This window comes from Ideonella sp. A 288 (assembly GCF_002198735.1).
Classification (GTDB): domain Bacteria; phylum Pseudomonadota; class Gammaproteobacteria; order Burkholderiales; family Burkholderiaceae_C; genus Pseudaquabacterium.
Genome location: NZ_MWLO01000123.1, coordinates 144,491 through 158,303 on the forward strand (window position 1 = coordinate 144,491; position 13,813 = coordinate 158,303).

Annotated in this window: 14 protein-coding genes; 13 read left to right on the plus strand and 1 reads right to left on the minus strand. The window is 68.6% G+C overall.

Annotated elements, in window-relative coordinates; genetic code table 11:
* From arsJ to fae, 12 genes are all read left to right on the plus strand, one after another.
* Positions 1–1,305 (plus strand): organoarsenical effux MFS transporter ArsJ, encoded by a 1,305-nt coding sequence (gene arsJ, locus EOINJALH_RS14610; protein ID WP_088281223.1) that lies wholly within the window; start codon positions 1–3, stop codon positions 1,303–1,305.
* A gap of 206 nt (positions 1,306–1,511) precedes the next feature.
* The gene (gene arsB, locus EOINJALH_RS14615; RefSeq protein WP_088281225.1) at positions 1,512–2,579 is read left to right on the plus strand and encodes an ACR3 family arsenite efflux transporter; all 1,068 of its coding nucleotides are present in this window, start codon (positions 1,512–1,514) and stop codon (positions 2,577–2,579) included.
* A 9-nt stretch (positions 2,580–2,588) separates the two neighbouring features.
* Positions 2,589–2,918: a helix-turn-helix transcriptional regulator gene (locus EOINJALH_RS14620; RefSeq protein WP_088281227.1), complete on the plus strand. Its 330-nt coding sequence runs from the start codon at positions 2,589–2,591 to the stop codon at positions 2,916–2,918.
* Positions 2,919–3,000: 82 nt separating this feature from the next.
* A complete protein-coding gene (locus EOINJALH_RS14625; protein ID WP_158219775.1) occupies positions 3,001–3,519 on the plus strand; it encodes a DUF3280 domain-containing protein in 519 nt (172 codons plus the stop codon).
* Positions 3,520–3,596: 77 nt separating this feature from the next.
* On the plus strand, positions 3,597–3,986 hold the full coding sequence (locus tag EOINJALH_RS14630; RefSeq protein ID WP_088281231.1) for a 4a-hydroxytetrahydrobiopterin dehydratase: 390 nt from the start codon (positions 3,597–3,599) through the stop codon (positions 3,984–3,986).
* Between the two features lie 162 nt (positions 3,987–4,148).
* Positions 4,149–5,228, plus strand: coding sequence for a beta-ribofuranosylaminobenzene 5'-phosphate synthase family protein (locus tag EOINJALH_RS14635; protein WP_310732308.1), 1,080 nt, complete (start codon positions 4,149–4,151; stop codon positions 5,226–5,228).
* Between the two features lie 54 nt (positions 5,229–5,282).
* On the plus strand, positions 5,283–6,212 hold the full coding sequence (locus EOINJALH_RS14640; protein WP_088281233.1) for an NAD(P)-dependent methylenetetrahydromethanopterin dehydrogenase: 930 nt from the start codon (positions 5,283–5,285) through the stop codon (positions 6,210–6,212).
* A 14-nt stretch (positions 6,213–6,226) separates the two neighbouring features.
* Positions 6,227–7,387: an ATP-grasp domain-containing protein gene (locus tag EOINJALH_RS14645; protein ID WP_088281235.1), complete on the plus strand. Its 1,161-nt coding sequence runs from the start codon at positions 6,227–6,229 to the stop codon at positions 7,385–7,387.
* Positions 7,384–8,388: a methenyltetrahydromethanopterin cyclohydrolase gene (mch, locus tag EOINJALH_RS14650; RefSeq protein WP_088281237.1), complete on the plus strand. Its 1,005-nt coding sequence runs from the start codon at positions 7,384–7,386 to the stop codon at positions 8,386–8,388. The genes EOINJALH_RS14645 and mch overlap by 4 nt, the downstream gene beginning before the upstream one ends.
* Positions 8,388–9,359 (plus strand): RimK family alpha-L-glutamate ligase, encoded by a 972-nt coding sequence (locus EOINJALH_RS14655; RefSeq protein WP_088281239.1) that lies wholly within the window; start codon positions 8,388–8,390, stop codon positions 9,357–9,359. The genes mch and EOINJALH_RS14655 overlap by 1 nt, the downstream gene beginning before the upstream one ends.
* Positions 9,356–10,234 (plus strand): triphosphoribosyl-dephospho-CoA synthase, encoded by an 879-nt coding sequence (locus tag EOINJALH_RS14660; protein ID WP_088281242.1) that lies wholly within the window; start codon positions 9,356–9,358, stop codon positions 10,232–10,234. Before EOINJALH_RS14655 ends, EOINJALH_RS14660 begins: the two co-directional genes overlap by 4 nt.
* Before the next feature lie 137 nt (positions 10,235–10,371).
* Positions 10,372–10,881, plus strand: coding sequence for a formaldehyde-activating enzyme (gene fae, locus EOINJALH_RS14665; RefSeq protein ID WP_088281244.1), 510 nt, complete (start codon positions 10,372–10,374; stop codon positions 10,879–10,881).
* A gap of 134 nt (positions 10,882–11,015) precedes the next feature.
* Here the strand turns inward: fae and EOINJALH_RS14670 are convergent, their stop codons facing one another.
* The gene (locus EOINJALH_RS14670) at positions 11,016–11,447 is read right to left on the minus strand and encodes a dihydroneopterin aldolase (RefSeq protein ID WP_088281425.1); all 432 of its coding nucleotides are present in this window, start codon (positions 11,445–11,447) and stop codon (positions 11,016–11,018) included.
* Positions 11,448–11,718: 271 nt separating this feature from the next.
* On the opposite strand from EOINJALH_RS14670, the gene EOINJALH_RS14675 reads away from it, so the two are divergent.
* Positions 11,719–13,782 carry a sigma-54-dependent Fis family transcriptional regulator gene (locus EOINJALH_RS14675; RefSeq protein WP_088281246.1) on the plus strand — a complete coding sequence of 688 codons (2,064 nt, stop codon included), beginning with the start codon at positions 11,719–11,721 and terminating at the stop codon, positions 13,780–13,782.
* The last annotated feature ends 31 nt before the right edge of the window (positions 13,783–13,813 follow it).

The following is a 13,813-nucleotide window of genomic DNA, read 5'->3' on the forward strand; positions in this document are numbered from 1 at the left end:
ATGTCTGCACCGCCGACCCCAGGCGGGTCCACCGACGTGGCCACGGCACCGACCACGAACGGTGCGCGCAACTACGCCATCGTCACCGCCGCGTACTGGGGCTTCACGCTCACCGACGGCGCACTGCGGATGCTGGTGCTGCTGCACTTCTACAGGCTGGGCTATTCGCCTTTCACGCTGGCCTTCCTGTTCCTGCTGTACGAGGCGATGGGGGTGGTGGCCAACCTCATCGGCGGCTGGCTCGCGACGCGCTTTGGCATCCAGCGCATGCTGACGGTGGGGCTGTGCACGCAGATCACCGGCTTCCTGCTGCTGTCCCGGCTGTCTCCCGACTGGACGGTGACGATGTCGGTGGCGTGGGTGGTGCTGTCGCAAGGCGTCTGCGGCGTGGCCAAGGACCTCACCAAGACGGCCAGCAAGTCGGCCATCAAGCTCACGGCCAGCACGGCCTCAGGCCAACTGTTCAAGTGGGTGGCATGGTTCACCGGCAGCAAGAACGCGATGAAGGGCGTGGGCTTCTTTCTCGGGGGCCTGCTGCTGGATCGCCTCGGGTTTCAGGCCTCGCTGTGGAGCATGGCCGGCTTGCTGGCCATCGTGCTGGGCGGTGTGGTGGCCTTCGTGCCTCCGCTGATGGGCAAGAGCAAGGCGTCCAAATCGGCCAAGGAACTGTTCGCCAAGAACCGCGGCATCAATCTGCTCGCGGCCGCCCGGGTGGCACTGTTCGGGGCCCGCGATGTCTGGTTTGTCGTCGGTGTGCCGGTGTTTCTGTATGCCTCGGGCTGGACGTTCACGATGGTGGGTGGCTTCCTCGCCGCCTGGACCATCGGCTATGGCCTGGTGCAGGCCCTGGCGCCGGCGCTGGTGCGCCGCAGTGCCGATGGCCTGAGCACCGAGGTGCCCGCCGCCCGGCTGTGGTCGGCCGTGCTGGCCGTGGTGCCGGTCGCGCTGGCCGTGGTCGTGGCATTGAAGGTTCCGCATCTCGAGTGGGCTGTGGTCGGTGGGTTGGGATTGTTCGGGTTTGCCTTCGCCGTCAATTCATCGGTGCACTCGTACCTGATCCTGGCCTACGCTGGCTCGGAAAAGGCCGCCGAGGACGTGGGCTTCTACTACGCCGCGAATGCCTTGGGGCGCTTCTTCGGCACCTTGATGTCGGGCCTGCTGTACCAATGGGGTGGGCTGCTCTTCTCACTGAGCGGCTCTGCGGCCATGCTCATCGCCTGCTGGCTGATCACACTGGCGCTGCCCGACAAGGTGGCGGTGACGGGCCCGCAGGAGGCCCCTGGGTCGCCAACAGGTGCGAACTGACCCATGCCCCGGAACATCGGCATGCGTTGACTCGATGGACGTGGCACCGCGAGTGGCGCTGTCAGGCGGGATGGTGTGACCACTGTCAACGCCGCAGGGCTCGATCGATCCCATATTTCCACATTCATGAGAATTTCGAGCCTGCCAATGCGCCTTGAGCCCGTCGGTGTGGCTGCCTGCCTGGAAGCGCTGACCGGAGTTGCACGATGAGTGCCGTCACCAAGAAACTGTCCTTCCTCGACCGATACCTGACGGTCTGGATCTTCGCCGCCATGGCGCTCGGCGTGTGTCTGGGCTACTTCGTGCCCGGCACCGAGGCCTTCATCAACAGCTTCCAGGTCGGCACGACCAACCTGCCCATTGCGGTGGGTCTGATGCTGATGATGTACCCGCCGTTTGCCAAGGTCCGCTACGAGGAGTTGCCGGACGTCTTCAGGGACAAGAAGGTGCTCGGCCTGTCCCTGGTGCAGAACTGGATCGTCGGGCCGATCCTGATGTTCGCGCTGGCGATCATCTTCCTGAACGACAAGCCCGAATACATGGTCGGCCTGATCATGATCGGCCTGGCGCGTTGCATCGCGATGGTCATCGTGTGGAACGAACTGGCCAAGGGATCCACCGAGTACGCCGCGGGCCTGGTGGCGTTCAACTCGATCTTCCAGGTGCTGTTCTTCAGCGTCTATGCCTGGCTGTTCATCACGGTGTTGCCGCCGTTGTTCGGCCTGTCGGGTTCGGTGATCGACATCTCCATCGGGCAGATCGCCGAGAGCGTCTTCATCTACCTCGGCATTCCCTGCATCGCCGGCGTGCTGACCCGCGTGGTCATGCTGCGCTTCGTCAGCAAGGAGTGGTACCACACCCGCTTCGTGCCGAAGATCGGGCCGATCACCCTGTTCGCCTTGCTCTTCACGATCGTCGTGATGTTCAGCCTCAAGGGCAAGCTCATCATCAGCATCCCGTTCGATGTGGTGCGCATCGCGATCCCGCTGCTGATCTACTTTCTGGTGATGTTCGTGTTCTCGTTCTTCATGAGCAAGCGCCTGGGAGCCAACTACGAGAAGAGCGTGACGCTGTCCTTCACCGCCGCCAGCAACAACTTCGAACTGGCCATTGCCGTGGCCATCGCGGTGTACGGCATCAACTCGGGGGCCGCCTTTGCGGCGGTCATCGGGCCCTTGGTCGAGGTTCCCGTGATGATCTTCCTGGTCAACATCGCCCTGTGGTTCCAGCGACGGTACTTCGGCCCCGTGCCGGCGCAGCCGGCAGGGGCCTGAAAGGTGGGCATGGACGAGAAGGCTGCCGTGGTGTCCCTGGCCGCCCTGGCGCAGGGCATGCGGCTGCGGGTCTTTCGCGCGCTGGTCGGTGCCGGCCCGCAAGGCATGACGCCGGGTGCGCTGTCCGCCACGCTGGACGTGCCCGCGTCCACACTGTCCTTTCACCTGAAGGAACTGATGCATGCCCGGTTGGTGTCACAGGAGCGGGACGGCCGCAGCCTGATCTACCGGCCCGAGATCGGTGAGATGCAGGCCTTGCTGGACTACCTCACGGCGCACTGTTGTCAGGGTGAGTCGTGCAAACCAAGAAGCCCTCGAGGACGCATCAGGTGTGGATGACGCCCTGGGCCATGATCGATTCACTGAACAGACTGGGACGAACGGGATGCGAACACTGCGCGCATTGATCTGTGGACTCGGCATGGCGATCGCCTGGCCGGCGCTGGCGCAACAGCCCACCCCCGCCCAGACGGCGCCGACGACGCGAAGCCTGGCGGTGCTCGAGTTCGAATTGCTCGACGACCACAACAACCCTGCCACCAAAGCCGCGCAGGTGGTGCGCCTGCGCAATGCCACGGCGCAGCTTCAGCGCGAGTTGGCCGAGCGGAACCTGTATCGCGTGGTCGACCCTGCACCGTCGTTCGCCTTGCAGGACAAGCTGCGCTCGCAGCAGGAGTACCTGTACCGCTGCGACGACTGCGCCGTCCAGGTCGGCCAGTTGCTGGGTGTGGACCTGGTGATGGCCACGTGGGTGCAGAAGGTGAGCGAACTGATCCTGAACCTCAACGTGCAGATCCTCAACGTCGACACGCAAACAGTGGTGTTCAGCAAGTCGGTCGACCTGCGCGGCAACGACGACGTATCGTGGACACGTGCGGTGCGTTTCCTGGTGCGCGACATGGCCGAGAAGCGCGAGCGCAACCCGAACTACGGGCACTGACCCGGCCGACAAAGCGCGATGGCCTGCCATTGGACCGTTGCCGTGATACCGGGCCCACCCACACGAAAGGATGCGGCATGCCAGGATGGCGAAGGAAGTCGAAGGACGAGGTGTTCACCGCCGACGAGATCGGCGCGAGGCTGGCCGACGAGTTGCCGAAATGGACCTTCGAGGACGGCTGGATCCGCCGCAAGTACAAGACGAGCGGCTGGAAGGGCACCTTGATGGTGGTCAACGCCGTCGGCCATCTGGCCGAGGCGGCCTGGCACCACCCGGACCTGACCGTGTCCTATGCCTTCGTCACCGTGAAGCTGATGAACCACGCTGCCAAGGGCATCACCGAGAAGGACTTCGAACTGGCCCGCAAGATCGAGGACGTGGTGATGTGGCAGCCCGGCGCCACCGAAGGCTCGGCCCTCGAAGGCACGCCAGACGACGCTCGCTTCAAGTACATCAAGTACGACTGACGCGGCGCGCCCGCGCGGCCGCCGCGCGATGACAGATTGTCCCCAAGTCGAGACAGCGCGACCGGGCTGCCCTGCGGATTGCCGAGTTCGTGCTGGCGCGACGGCGGGGGAACAGGGCTTGCTTTGTCAGAGCAGACCGACTTTGAATCGCCCGCCCACCGCATGATGGATTCACCCGCCAGCAGCCTCGAGACCCTTTGCGCAGAACCGACCGCCCGCGTGTCGATCCGCGCACCGGGCCGCCTGCACCTGGGCTTTCTCGATCCCGCCGGCACGCTGGGGCGCCGTTTCGGCAGCCTCGGACTGGTGATCGACGGGTTCGAGACCGAGGTCGAACTGTGCGACTCGCAGGCCCCTCGCATCAGCGCCACCGGCCCGGCCGAGCGCGCCGAGGTCGAGCGCGCAGCCGCCCACCTGCACGAACTGCAACGCCACAGCGGCCGACCCGACCCACTGCACCTGCGCCTGGTGCGCGTGCTGCCGGCCCATGCGGGCTTCGGCTCCGGCACCCAACTGGCCTTGGCGATCGGCCGCGCCTTCGCGCAGTGGCATCGGCTCGACATCGCCACCCCCCGGTTGGCGCAGTGGCTGGGTCGTGGCGTGCGATCGGGCATCGGCATCGCCGGATTCGACCAAGGGGGGCTGCTCGTCGATGGCGGCCCGGGCAATGACGGCGCACCCGCGTCGGTGCTCTCGCGCATCGCATTGCCTGCCGCATGGCGCGTGGTGGTGGTGCAGGACAGCGGGCACCGGGGCTTGTCCGGTGCGGCTGAGCGTTCGGCCATCGCCAGCATCCCGCCCTTGCCGCAGGCGCTGGCGGCGGACATCTGCCACCAGGTGCTGATGCGGGTGCTGCCCGGTGCGGCCTCGGGCGAATTCGCACCCTTCGCCAGCGGCATCACGCGCATCCAGCGGGTGCTGGGCGAGCACTTCGCGCCGGCGCAGGGCGGCGGCGTCTTCACCAGCCCCGCGGTCGGGCGCCTGATCGAATGGCTCGCATCGGCTGCGCCCCTGCACGCCGTCGGCACCTTGCACGACGACGACGCGGCCGTCGCGATCGGACAAAGCTCCTGGGGGCCGACAGGCTTTGCCATCGTGGCGTCGCAAGACCGGGCCGACGCGCTGGTGCGGGCGGCCCATGCGGCGCAGATGGTGGCTCCCCACCTGACCATCGACATCGTGTCCGCGCGCCGCACCGGCGCCTCCATCATCGACCGCCGTCAGGCCGCCGCCGCACGCTGAGCGGCAAGCGGCTGCATCGCCACGACAGAACACTCCACACCACGCCGAGGGCCCATGGAACGTCCATACATCCTGCACATGTTCACCCCGGGCCGCCAGATGAGCCCGTTCGACATCAACATGGCGGCCGACGCCGGTTACCAGATCATCGTGCCTTACTGCGAGGTGGGCGTCGATGGCATCGCCGGCCTGACCCAGGACACCATCTTCTCGCGGGGCCCGAAGGGGGTGGCCCGCACCGGCATCTTCATCGGCGGGCGCGATGCGCTGATGGCGGCCGACATGGTGGAACAATCGAAGGCGGCGATGGTCAAGCCCTTCGTCGTGTCGGTGATGGCCGACCCGAGCGGTGCCTACACCACGGCTGCGGCCATGGTGGCCTGCGTCGAGGCCGCGTTGAAGCGCAGCACCGGCCTGGGCCTGGAGGGGCAGCGCGTCGTGATCCTGGGCGGCACGGGGCCGGTGGGGCGCATCGCCGGCGTCATCGCCGCGCAGGCAGGCGCCGAGGTCTTCCTGTCCAGCCGCAACGGCATCGACGCGGCCGAGGCCGCAGCGGCCGAGACGGGCAAGCGCTTCGGCGTGACGATCCACGGCCTGTCGGGCGGCGATCCAGCGGCCGTGCGCGCGTCCATCGGCCAGGCCGACATCCTGCTGGCCTGCGCGGCGGCCGGCGTGCAGGTCGTCTCGGCCGAGGCGCTCGGTGCCGCGCAGCGCCTCAAGGTGGCTGCCGATGTCAATGCGGTGCCGCCGGCCGGCATCGCCGGGGTCGACGCGATGGACAACCGCAAGCCGCTGCCGGGCATGTCGGCGGTGGGCATCGGTGCATTGGCCGTGGGCAACGTCAAGTACCAGACCCAGCACCGCCTGCTGGTGCGCATGCAGCAGGCCGAGAAGGCCGTGGTGCTGAGCTTCGCCGAGGCCTTTGCGGTGGCCCGCGAGGTGCTGGCCGAAGAGGCCGCCAAGGACGCGGCCAAGTCCGCCTGAGGCGGCCCCGCGCGATGGCTGTCCTGGTGGTGGCGGCCGTCTCCGCGCGGGTGCTGGCCGAGCAGGCGCGTGACGACGGCTTCGAGGTCGTCGCGCTCGACCTGTTCGGCGACGTGGACACGCGCAGTTCGTGCGCACAGTGGCTGCCGATCGGTCGGCCGGGCAGCCTGCACATCGATGCCGACGCGACGCTCGCAGCGCTGGACAGCCTGGCGCGCGCCGGCGGCGCCATCGGCTGGATCGCCGGCAGCGGCTTCGAGGGCCAGCCCGAACTGCTGCAGCGGGGCGACGCGGTGTTGCCGTTGATCGGCACCGCGCCCGAGGCGGTGCGGCGCGTGCGCGATCCGCGCCAGTTCTTCGGCATGCTCGATGCCGAGGGCATTGGCCATCCTGAGGTGAGCTGGTCGGCCCCTGCCGACGGCCAAGGGTGGCTGATCAAGGACGCCGCCGGCTGTGGGGGCTGGCACATCCGGCGTGCCGCCGCCGCGGGCGAGGCCAGCGCCCCAGTCGCCCCCGACAAGGGCCACTATCTCCAGCGCGAGATGCCGGGGCGATCGATGTCGGCCACCTTCATCGCCAACGGCACCGACGCCTGCGTGCTCGGGTTCAACGAACTGATCGTGCAGCGCATGGGCGATCGACCGCATGTCTACGGCGGCGTGGTCGGCCCGGTGCCGCTGCCCGACGGTGTGGCGCACCGGATCGAGCAGGCCGTTCGCAGGATCGCGTCGGTCTTCGGCCTGCGCGGCCTCGGCAGCCTGGACTTCCTGCTCGACGGCGACGACTTCGCGGTGCTCGAAGTCAACCCCCGCCCGCCGGCCAGCATGGACCTCTACGGCCGGCAGCAGGGCACACCATCGCCCGGACCCATCGCAGCGCACCTGCGCGCCTGCCTGCACGATGAACTGCCCGTGGCGCCGTCACAGGGCCCGCGCGGCATCGTCAAGGGCACGCAGATCGTGTTCGCGCCCGCTGCCTTGCAGCTCGATGCCGCGGCCGCCCACCGGCTTGCGCATTTGCCGGGGTGCCATGATCTGCCCTCGGCGCACGCCCGCTTCGACTCCCATGACCCCTTGTGCAGCGTGAGCGCCAGCGGCCCCAGCGCCGAGGCCGTGCGCGCATCGCTCGAACGCGGCCGAGAGGCCGCACTGGCTTGCCTGGAGACCCTCCGATGACCACCCCGACGCCACCCCTGGCGAACTGCAGCCTCAGCGTCAATGCGCTCGCCCGACCGCTGGTCGCGCAGCTGCTGGCCGAGGCAGACCGCCTGAACCTGCACGTCGTCCGCGACCCATCCGGGGCCTGCATCGTCGACGCCGGCATCGAGGCCGGCGGCAGCGTGGAGGCCGGCCTGCTGATCGGCGAGATCTGCATGGGCGGGCTGGGCCAGGTGCGGCTGCGCAGCGGCGTGCAGGACGGCTGGCCCAGCTGGCTCGAGGTGGCCAGCGCCCAGCCGGTGCTGGCCTGCCTGGGCAGCCAGTACGCCGGCTGGAGCCTGTCCGCCAGCAAGGAGGAAACCGGCGGCAAGAAGTTCTTTTCGCTGGGCTCCGGCCCGGCACGTGCGCTGGCTGCCAAGGAGAAGCTGTTCGGCGAGCTCGGCTACCACGACCGCGCCGACGCCGGCGTGCTGGTGCTCGAGGTCGATCGACCGCCGCCGCGGGTGATCATCGACAAGCTGCTGCGCGACTGCGGCCTGCCGGCCGAGGCGTTGACGCTGATCCTCACGCCGACGACCAGCCTGGCCGGCACCACGCAGGTGGTGGCGCGGGTGCTCGAGGTGGCCTTGCACAAGGCGCACGAACTGGGCTTTGACCTGGGCCACATCGTCGGTGGCAGCGCGACTGCACCACTGCCCGCGCCCAGCCCCGATGGCGTGCAGGCCATGGGCCGCACCAACGATGCCATCCTGTATGGCGGTCGCGTCTGCCTGACAGTGCGAGGCGACGACGAGGCGGCTCGGGGGCTGGCCAAAGCCCTGCCGTCGCGCAACTCGCGCGACTTCGGACGCTCGTTCGCCGACATCTTCAAGGATGTCGGCTACGACTTCTACCAGATCGACGGCGCGTTGTTCGCGCCGGCAGAGGTGTGGGTTGCCAACCTCGACAGCGGCCACACCTGGCACGCCGGAGCGCTCGACATGGCGCTGCTCACCGCCGCCTGGCTGAAGGAGGCCTGATGCCGCGACCCACCGTGGCCATCATGACCGACGAAACCGGCTGGCACACGCGCCAGCTGCAGGCGGCGCTGCGCGAGCGGGGCGGCATTGGCCGCTGCGTCGACCTGGCCGATTGCCGCATCGACACCGGCGCGTCGTGGCATGGCCTGGTCATCCCGGGCTTCGGCCGCGACCTGCCCGACGCGGCGCTGGTGCGCGGCATCGCCGGTGGCAGCTTCGAGCAGGTCACCAAGCGCCTGGGCGTGCTGCACGCGCTGCGCGAACTGGGCGTGCCGGTCTACAACGACGCCCGGGCCATCGAGCGCAGCGTCGACAAGTCGATGACCAGCCTGCTGCTGCATGCCGCAGGCATCCCGACCCCGCCCACCTGGGCGACCGAGTCGTTTGCACAGGCGCAGCGCATCGTGATGCGCGAGGCCGCGGCGGGGCATGCTCTGGTGCTCAAGCCCCTGTTCGGTTCGCAAGGCAAGGGGCTGCAACGGGTCGGCCATGTGGACGGCGTGCACCATCCGCTGCCGCCGATCGACAAGGTCTACGGCTCGCTGGCCTACCTGCAACGCTTCCTGCCGCCGGCCGACACGCCGGGTTTCGATTGGCGGGTGCTGGTGGTGGGCGGCCGCGCGGTCACCGCCATGCGGCGGGTCAGTGCGCATTGGGTCCACAACCTGGCGCAGGGCGCCCGGTGCGAGCCCGAGACACTGACGCCCGAGCTGGCGCAGCTGGCCGAGGCGGCGGCACGGGCGCTGGGCATGGACTATGCGGGCGTCGACCTGATGCCCGTGGCGGCCCGTGCCTCGGGTGCCGCGACACCCGGCATCCAGGTCATCGAGGTCAACGGCGTTGCCGCCTGGCAGGGCCTGCAGCGCGTGACCGGCTTCAACATCGCCCGGGCCATCGTCGACGATCTGCTGGACCGCAAGCTCGCCGGTGCGGTCAGGGCGGCAGACGCTGAGCGTTCGCGGCGCGCATGAGCTTGGTCGACCGGGCCAGGGCCAGCTTCCTGCGCGCCTGCGAACTCGACGTCGAGGTGCGCAAGCCCGGCAACGTCAGCCGCTTCTCGCCGGGCCATGGCATGCAGGCCGAGCAGTTCGTCGCCAGCGCCCGGGCCGCCGCCGGTCCGATGTTCGCGCACGGTGCCCGGGTGGGCGATCGGATCGAGGCGGCGGTCAACGCCACCTGGGCCGTGGCGGGCTGCAACACCAACCTGGGCATCCTGCTGCTGTGCGCCCCCATCGCCCGGGCCATCGAGACGCTGTCGGGTGCCCTCTGTGCATCGGCGCTGCGGGAGTCGGTCGAATCGGCGCTGGCCGGTCTCGACCTCGCCGATGCGCGCTCCGCCTATCGCGCCATCGCCCGAGCCACCCCGGGCGGCCTGGGCTCGGCCCCCGACGAGGACGTGCGCCAGGCGCCGAGCGTGGACCTGCGCGCGGCCATGGCACTGGCCGCGCACCGCGACAGCATCGCGCGCCAGTACCGCGACGGCTTCGCAGACCTCTTCGAGGTGGGGCTTCCCGCCCTGGGGTCAGGGTTCTCACTGATGAACGCGCTGGCCGTGCAGGACGCGGCCAGCCACCTGGCGCCGGCCGTCCAGCGCCTGTACCTCACCTGCCTGGCCCGCTGGCCCGATTCACACATTGTTCGAATTCACGGCGAGGCCGTGGCACACAATGTCATGGCTGCGGCGCAGCGCTGGCTGGACCGAGCGGCGACCGATGGGCCGCTCGACGAGGCCTCGGGTTTCTCCGACTGGGACGCCAGCCTGAAGGCGCAGCGCATCAACCCCGGCACCAGTGCAGACCTCACCGTGGCCACATTGATGCTGGCCGGCTGCCTGGCGCCATCTTGAGGCCCGAACCCCGGCCGCCGTGCGGCAATCGACCTTTCGAGCCACGATGGCACGGATCGTGATAGTCACCGTCTCGCATTGGCACTTCCAGCCGGTGTCGAGATTCCCCCAGAACGCACTACAGGAGAACAGAATCCATGGCAAAGATTGATCGCATGATGGTTGGAGAGTCGCTCGTCGGTGACGGCAACGAAGTGGCGCACATCGACCTGATCATCGGACCGCGCGGCTCGCCCGCCGAGTCGGCGTTCGCGAACGCCTTGACCAACAACAAGGACGGCTTCACCTCGCTGCTGGCCGTGGTCGCACCCAACCTGCTGACCAAGCCCGCCACCGTGATGTTCAACAAGGTCACGATCAAGGGTGCCAAGCAGGCCGTCCAGATGTTCGGGCCAGCCCAGCGCGGCGTGGCCATGGCCGTGGCCGACTGCGTCGAGGACGGCACCATCCCGGTCGCCGAAGCCGACAACCTGTTCATCTGCGTTGGCGTCTTCATCCACTGGCTGGCCGAAGACGACAAGAAGATCCAGGACTACAACTACCAGGCCGTCAAGGAGTCGATCAAGCGCGCCGTGTCGGGTTCGCCCACCGCCGCCGAAGTCGTTGCCAAGAAGGGCTCAGCGAGCCACCCGTTCGCAGCCAACTGATGCCCCGCGTGCCGCCCCTGGGCGGCATGTTCGGCCTCGGCTGATGCAGGCGCGCCACACCGGGCAACCGGGTGGCGCGTTGTCGTTTCAGGGCCGTTCGGTCGGTCGATGCGCCGGGCAGGGCGCACAGCCGGTCAGTGGGTGCCGGGCACCATGCCCGATCCGATGAGCCGCAACACCGCAGCGCCACCGCGGGCCGATGGGGTGTCCGCGATCGGTCGAACACGCTCGATCTGCACGCCCACGGCGCTGACGTCGCTGAACTTCTTCGGCTTGACCACCTTGACGCGCACCCAGCTGGCGCCGAACTCGTCGATCAGGATCGTGGCCACGGTCTCGGCGAAGGCCTCCAGCAACTGCAGCCGGTGCTCGACCAGGAGCCGCCGCAGCCGTTCGCAGACCACGCTGTAGTCGATGGTGTCGTGGATGCGGTCGGTGTCGCAGGCCCGTGCCCGCTGCACGCCCGCCTGCACGTCGATGACCACCGGCTGCGGTTTGTGCAGTTCGGACTCGTGGATGCCGATGACGGTCTCGCCGATGAAGCCCTCGATGAAGATCAGGTCCATGCGAGCGGCAGCCGGCTCGGCATGGGTGGCGTGCACGGGCAGGTGGGTCGGCAGGCTGGTGGGCAAGGAGGTCTCCTGTGCAGACTCGGTCTGCGGTCTGGTTGTAGCATTCAACGGCGCGGGAGCCCGGGTGCAAAATCCAGGCCACGATTCGAGGGAACCTGTCACTGGCCGTGCCACCCGTGTTTCACCCGGGTGCGCGGGGGGCCACGGCGCCACAGAATGACAGGATGCTGCCAACCATGGCGGCCGCTGCAAATTGGAGACATCGATGGCGCTGACGCTGCCACGCTCGGGACCGCACGCCGATCGGCACGCCGACCATGTCCTGGACATCGTGCAGGTCGGCTTCAACGGCCAGGCCAATGACCTGGTCTCGCGGTCCTGGAGCCGGTGCCTGAACGAGTACCAGTTGCACCCCGACAAGCCGCGGGAGCCGACCGTGCTCAACCGCGCCGCGCTCGAAGAGCGACGCGCTCGCCGGGCCGACGTCATCGACTGCGCGCGCTACGAGATGACCACGCTGTACCAGCAACTGGGCGACAACGAGTCCGCCGTGGTGCTGACCGACACCGACGGCGTGATCATCCACCTGGTGTCGTCGCCCGAGTTCGCGGCCGAGGTCGAGCCGCTCGGCATGTGTGCCGGCGGCATCTGGAGCGAAAGCGCGGCCGGTACCAACGGCATGGGCACCTGCCTGTTCGCGGCCAGCCCGGTGTCGGTGCGGCGCGAGGACCATTTCTACACCCAGTTCAAGCAGCTCACCTGCTCGGCCGTGCCGGTGTTCGACCCCTCCGGCCAGATCGTCGCGGTGCTGGATGTGTCCAGCCGATCGGCCTTGATGCAGCAGCACCTGCTGGTGCTGCTCGGCATGACCGCTCGCATGATCGAGAACCGCCTCATCGACAAGCAGTTCCGCAATGCGCATCCGCTGCATTTCCACAGCCGCCCCGAGTTCGTCTACACGCTGCACGAAGGCAAGCTGGCCGTCGGTGACGATGGCCGCATCCTCGCCGCCAACCGCAGCGCGCTGTTCCAGCTCGGCCTGCAGTCGATGGACGACATCCGCCTCCGCCCCATCGAGGAGGTCTTCCAGACCTCGCTGGCGGACATGCTGCAGCGCAGCGCCTCTTCCTCCTTCCATCCGGTCGTGACCTATCGTGCCAACGCTGCGTCCCGTTTCTTTGCCGTGGCGCGCCGCCCGGCCGCTGACGCCGACGCGCCGGCGGGTCTCCCGATGATGGGGGGCGGGCCGATGCCCGCCACGCCGAGGCCGGCGGCACGGCCGACGGCACCGCGGCTCGCACCGACGGTGGCCACCTTCGAGGACCCGCGCCTGGCCGCCCAGTTCGACATGGCCCGCCGGGTGATCGCGCGCCGCACGCCTGTGCTGCTGTGCGGTGAAACAGGCTCGGGCAAGGAGGTCTTCGCCCGAGCGCTGCACGACGCCAGCCCGCATGCCGCGGGCGAGTTCATCGCCATCAACTGCGCCAGCCTGCCCGAGAGCCTGATCGAGTCCGAACTCTTCGGCTACCGAGCCGGCGCCTTCACCGGCGCGCAGCGCACTGGCCGCCGAGGCAAGATCCTGCAGGCCAACGGCGGCACGCTGTTCCTCGACGAGATCGCCGACATGCCCTTCGAGCTGCAGGCGCGCTTGCTGCGTGTGCTCGACGAGCGTCGCGTCACGCCGCTGGGCACCGAGGAAACGCACTCGGTGGATTTCCAGCTCATCAGCGCCAGCCATGGCCACCTGCCGACGCTGGTGCGCGATGGCCGGTTCCGCGAAGACCTGTTCTACCGTCTGGCCGGCATCGAGGTGCAGTTGCCACCGCTGCGCGACCGCAGCGACAAGCGCGCCCTGATCCGTGCCGTGCTGTCGGCAGAAGGCGGCACGGGTTCCGTGCTGAGCCCCGACGCCGAGCGAGCGCTGCTCGACCATGCCTGGCCCGGCAACATCCGCCAGCTGGGGCATGTGCTGCGCACGGCGGCGGCCTTGGCCGACGGCAACGTGATCACCTGCGAGCACCTGCCCACGCTGACGGCGATGCAGGCCTCGTCGGCGCGCCCCCCCATGCAGGCCGCATCCTCGTCGGCCATCCATGTGGCAGACCTCACCCCATCGGCTTCGGAGTTCGCCCCCCTGTCGGATGCGGACTGCCCTGTCAAACTCAACCCGATCCGGGCCAACGAGCGACAGGTGCTGTTGCAGATGCTCGAACAGCACCGCTGGAACGTGAGCAATGTCGCCAAGGCGCTCGATGTCAGCCGCAACACCCTCTACCGCAAGCTGCACAAGCTCCACATCCAGATCTCGCACCCCGAGCAGGGGCACTGAGGTCGCTGCCAGACGGGGGCGCGGCGACAAC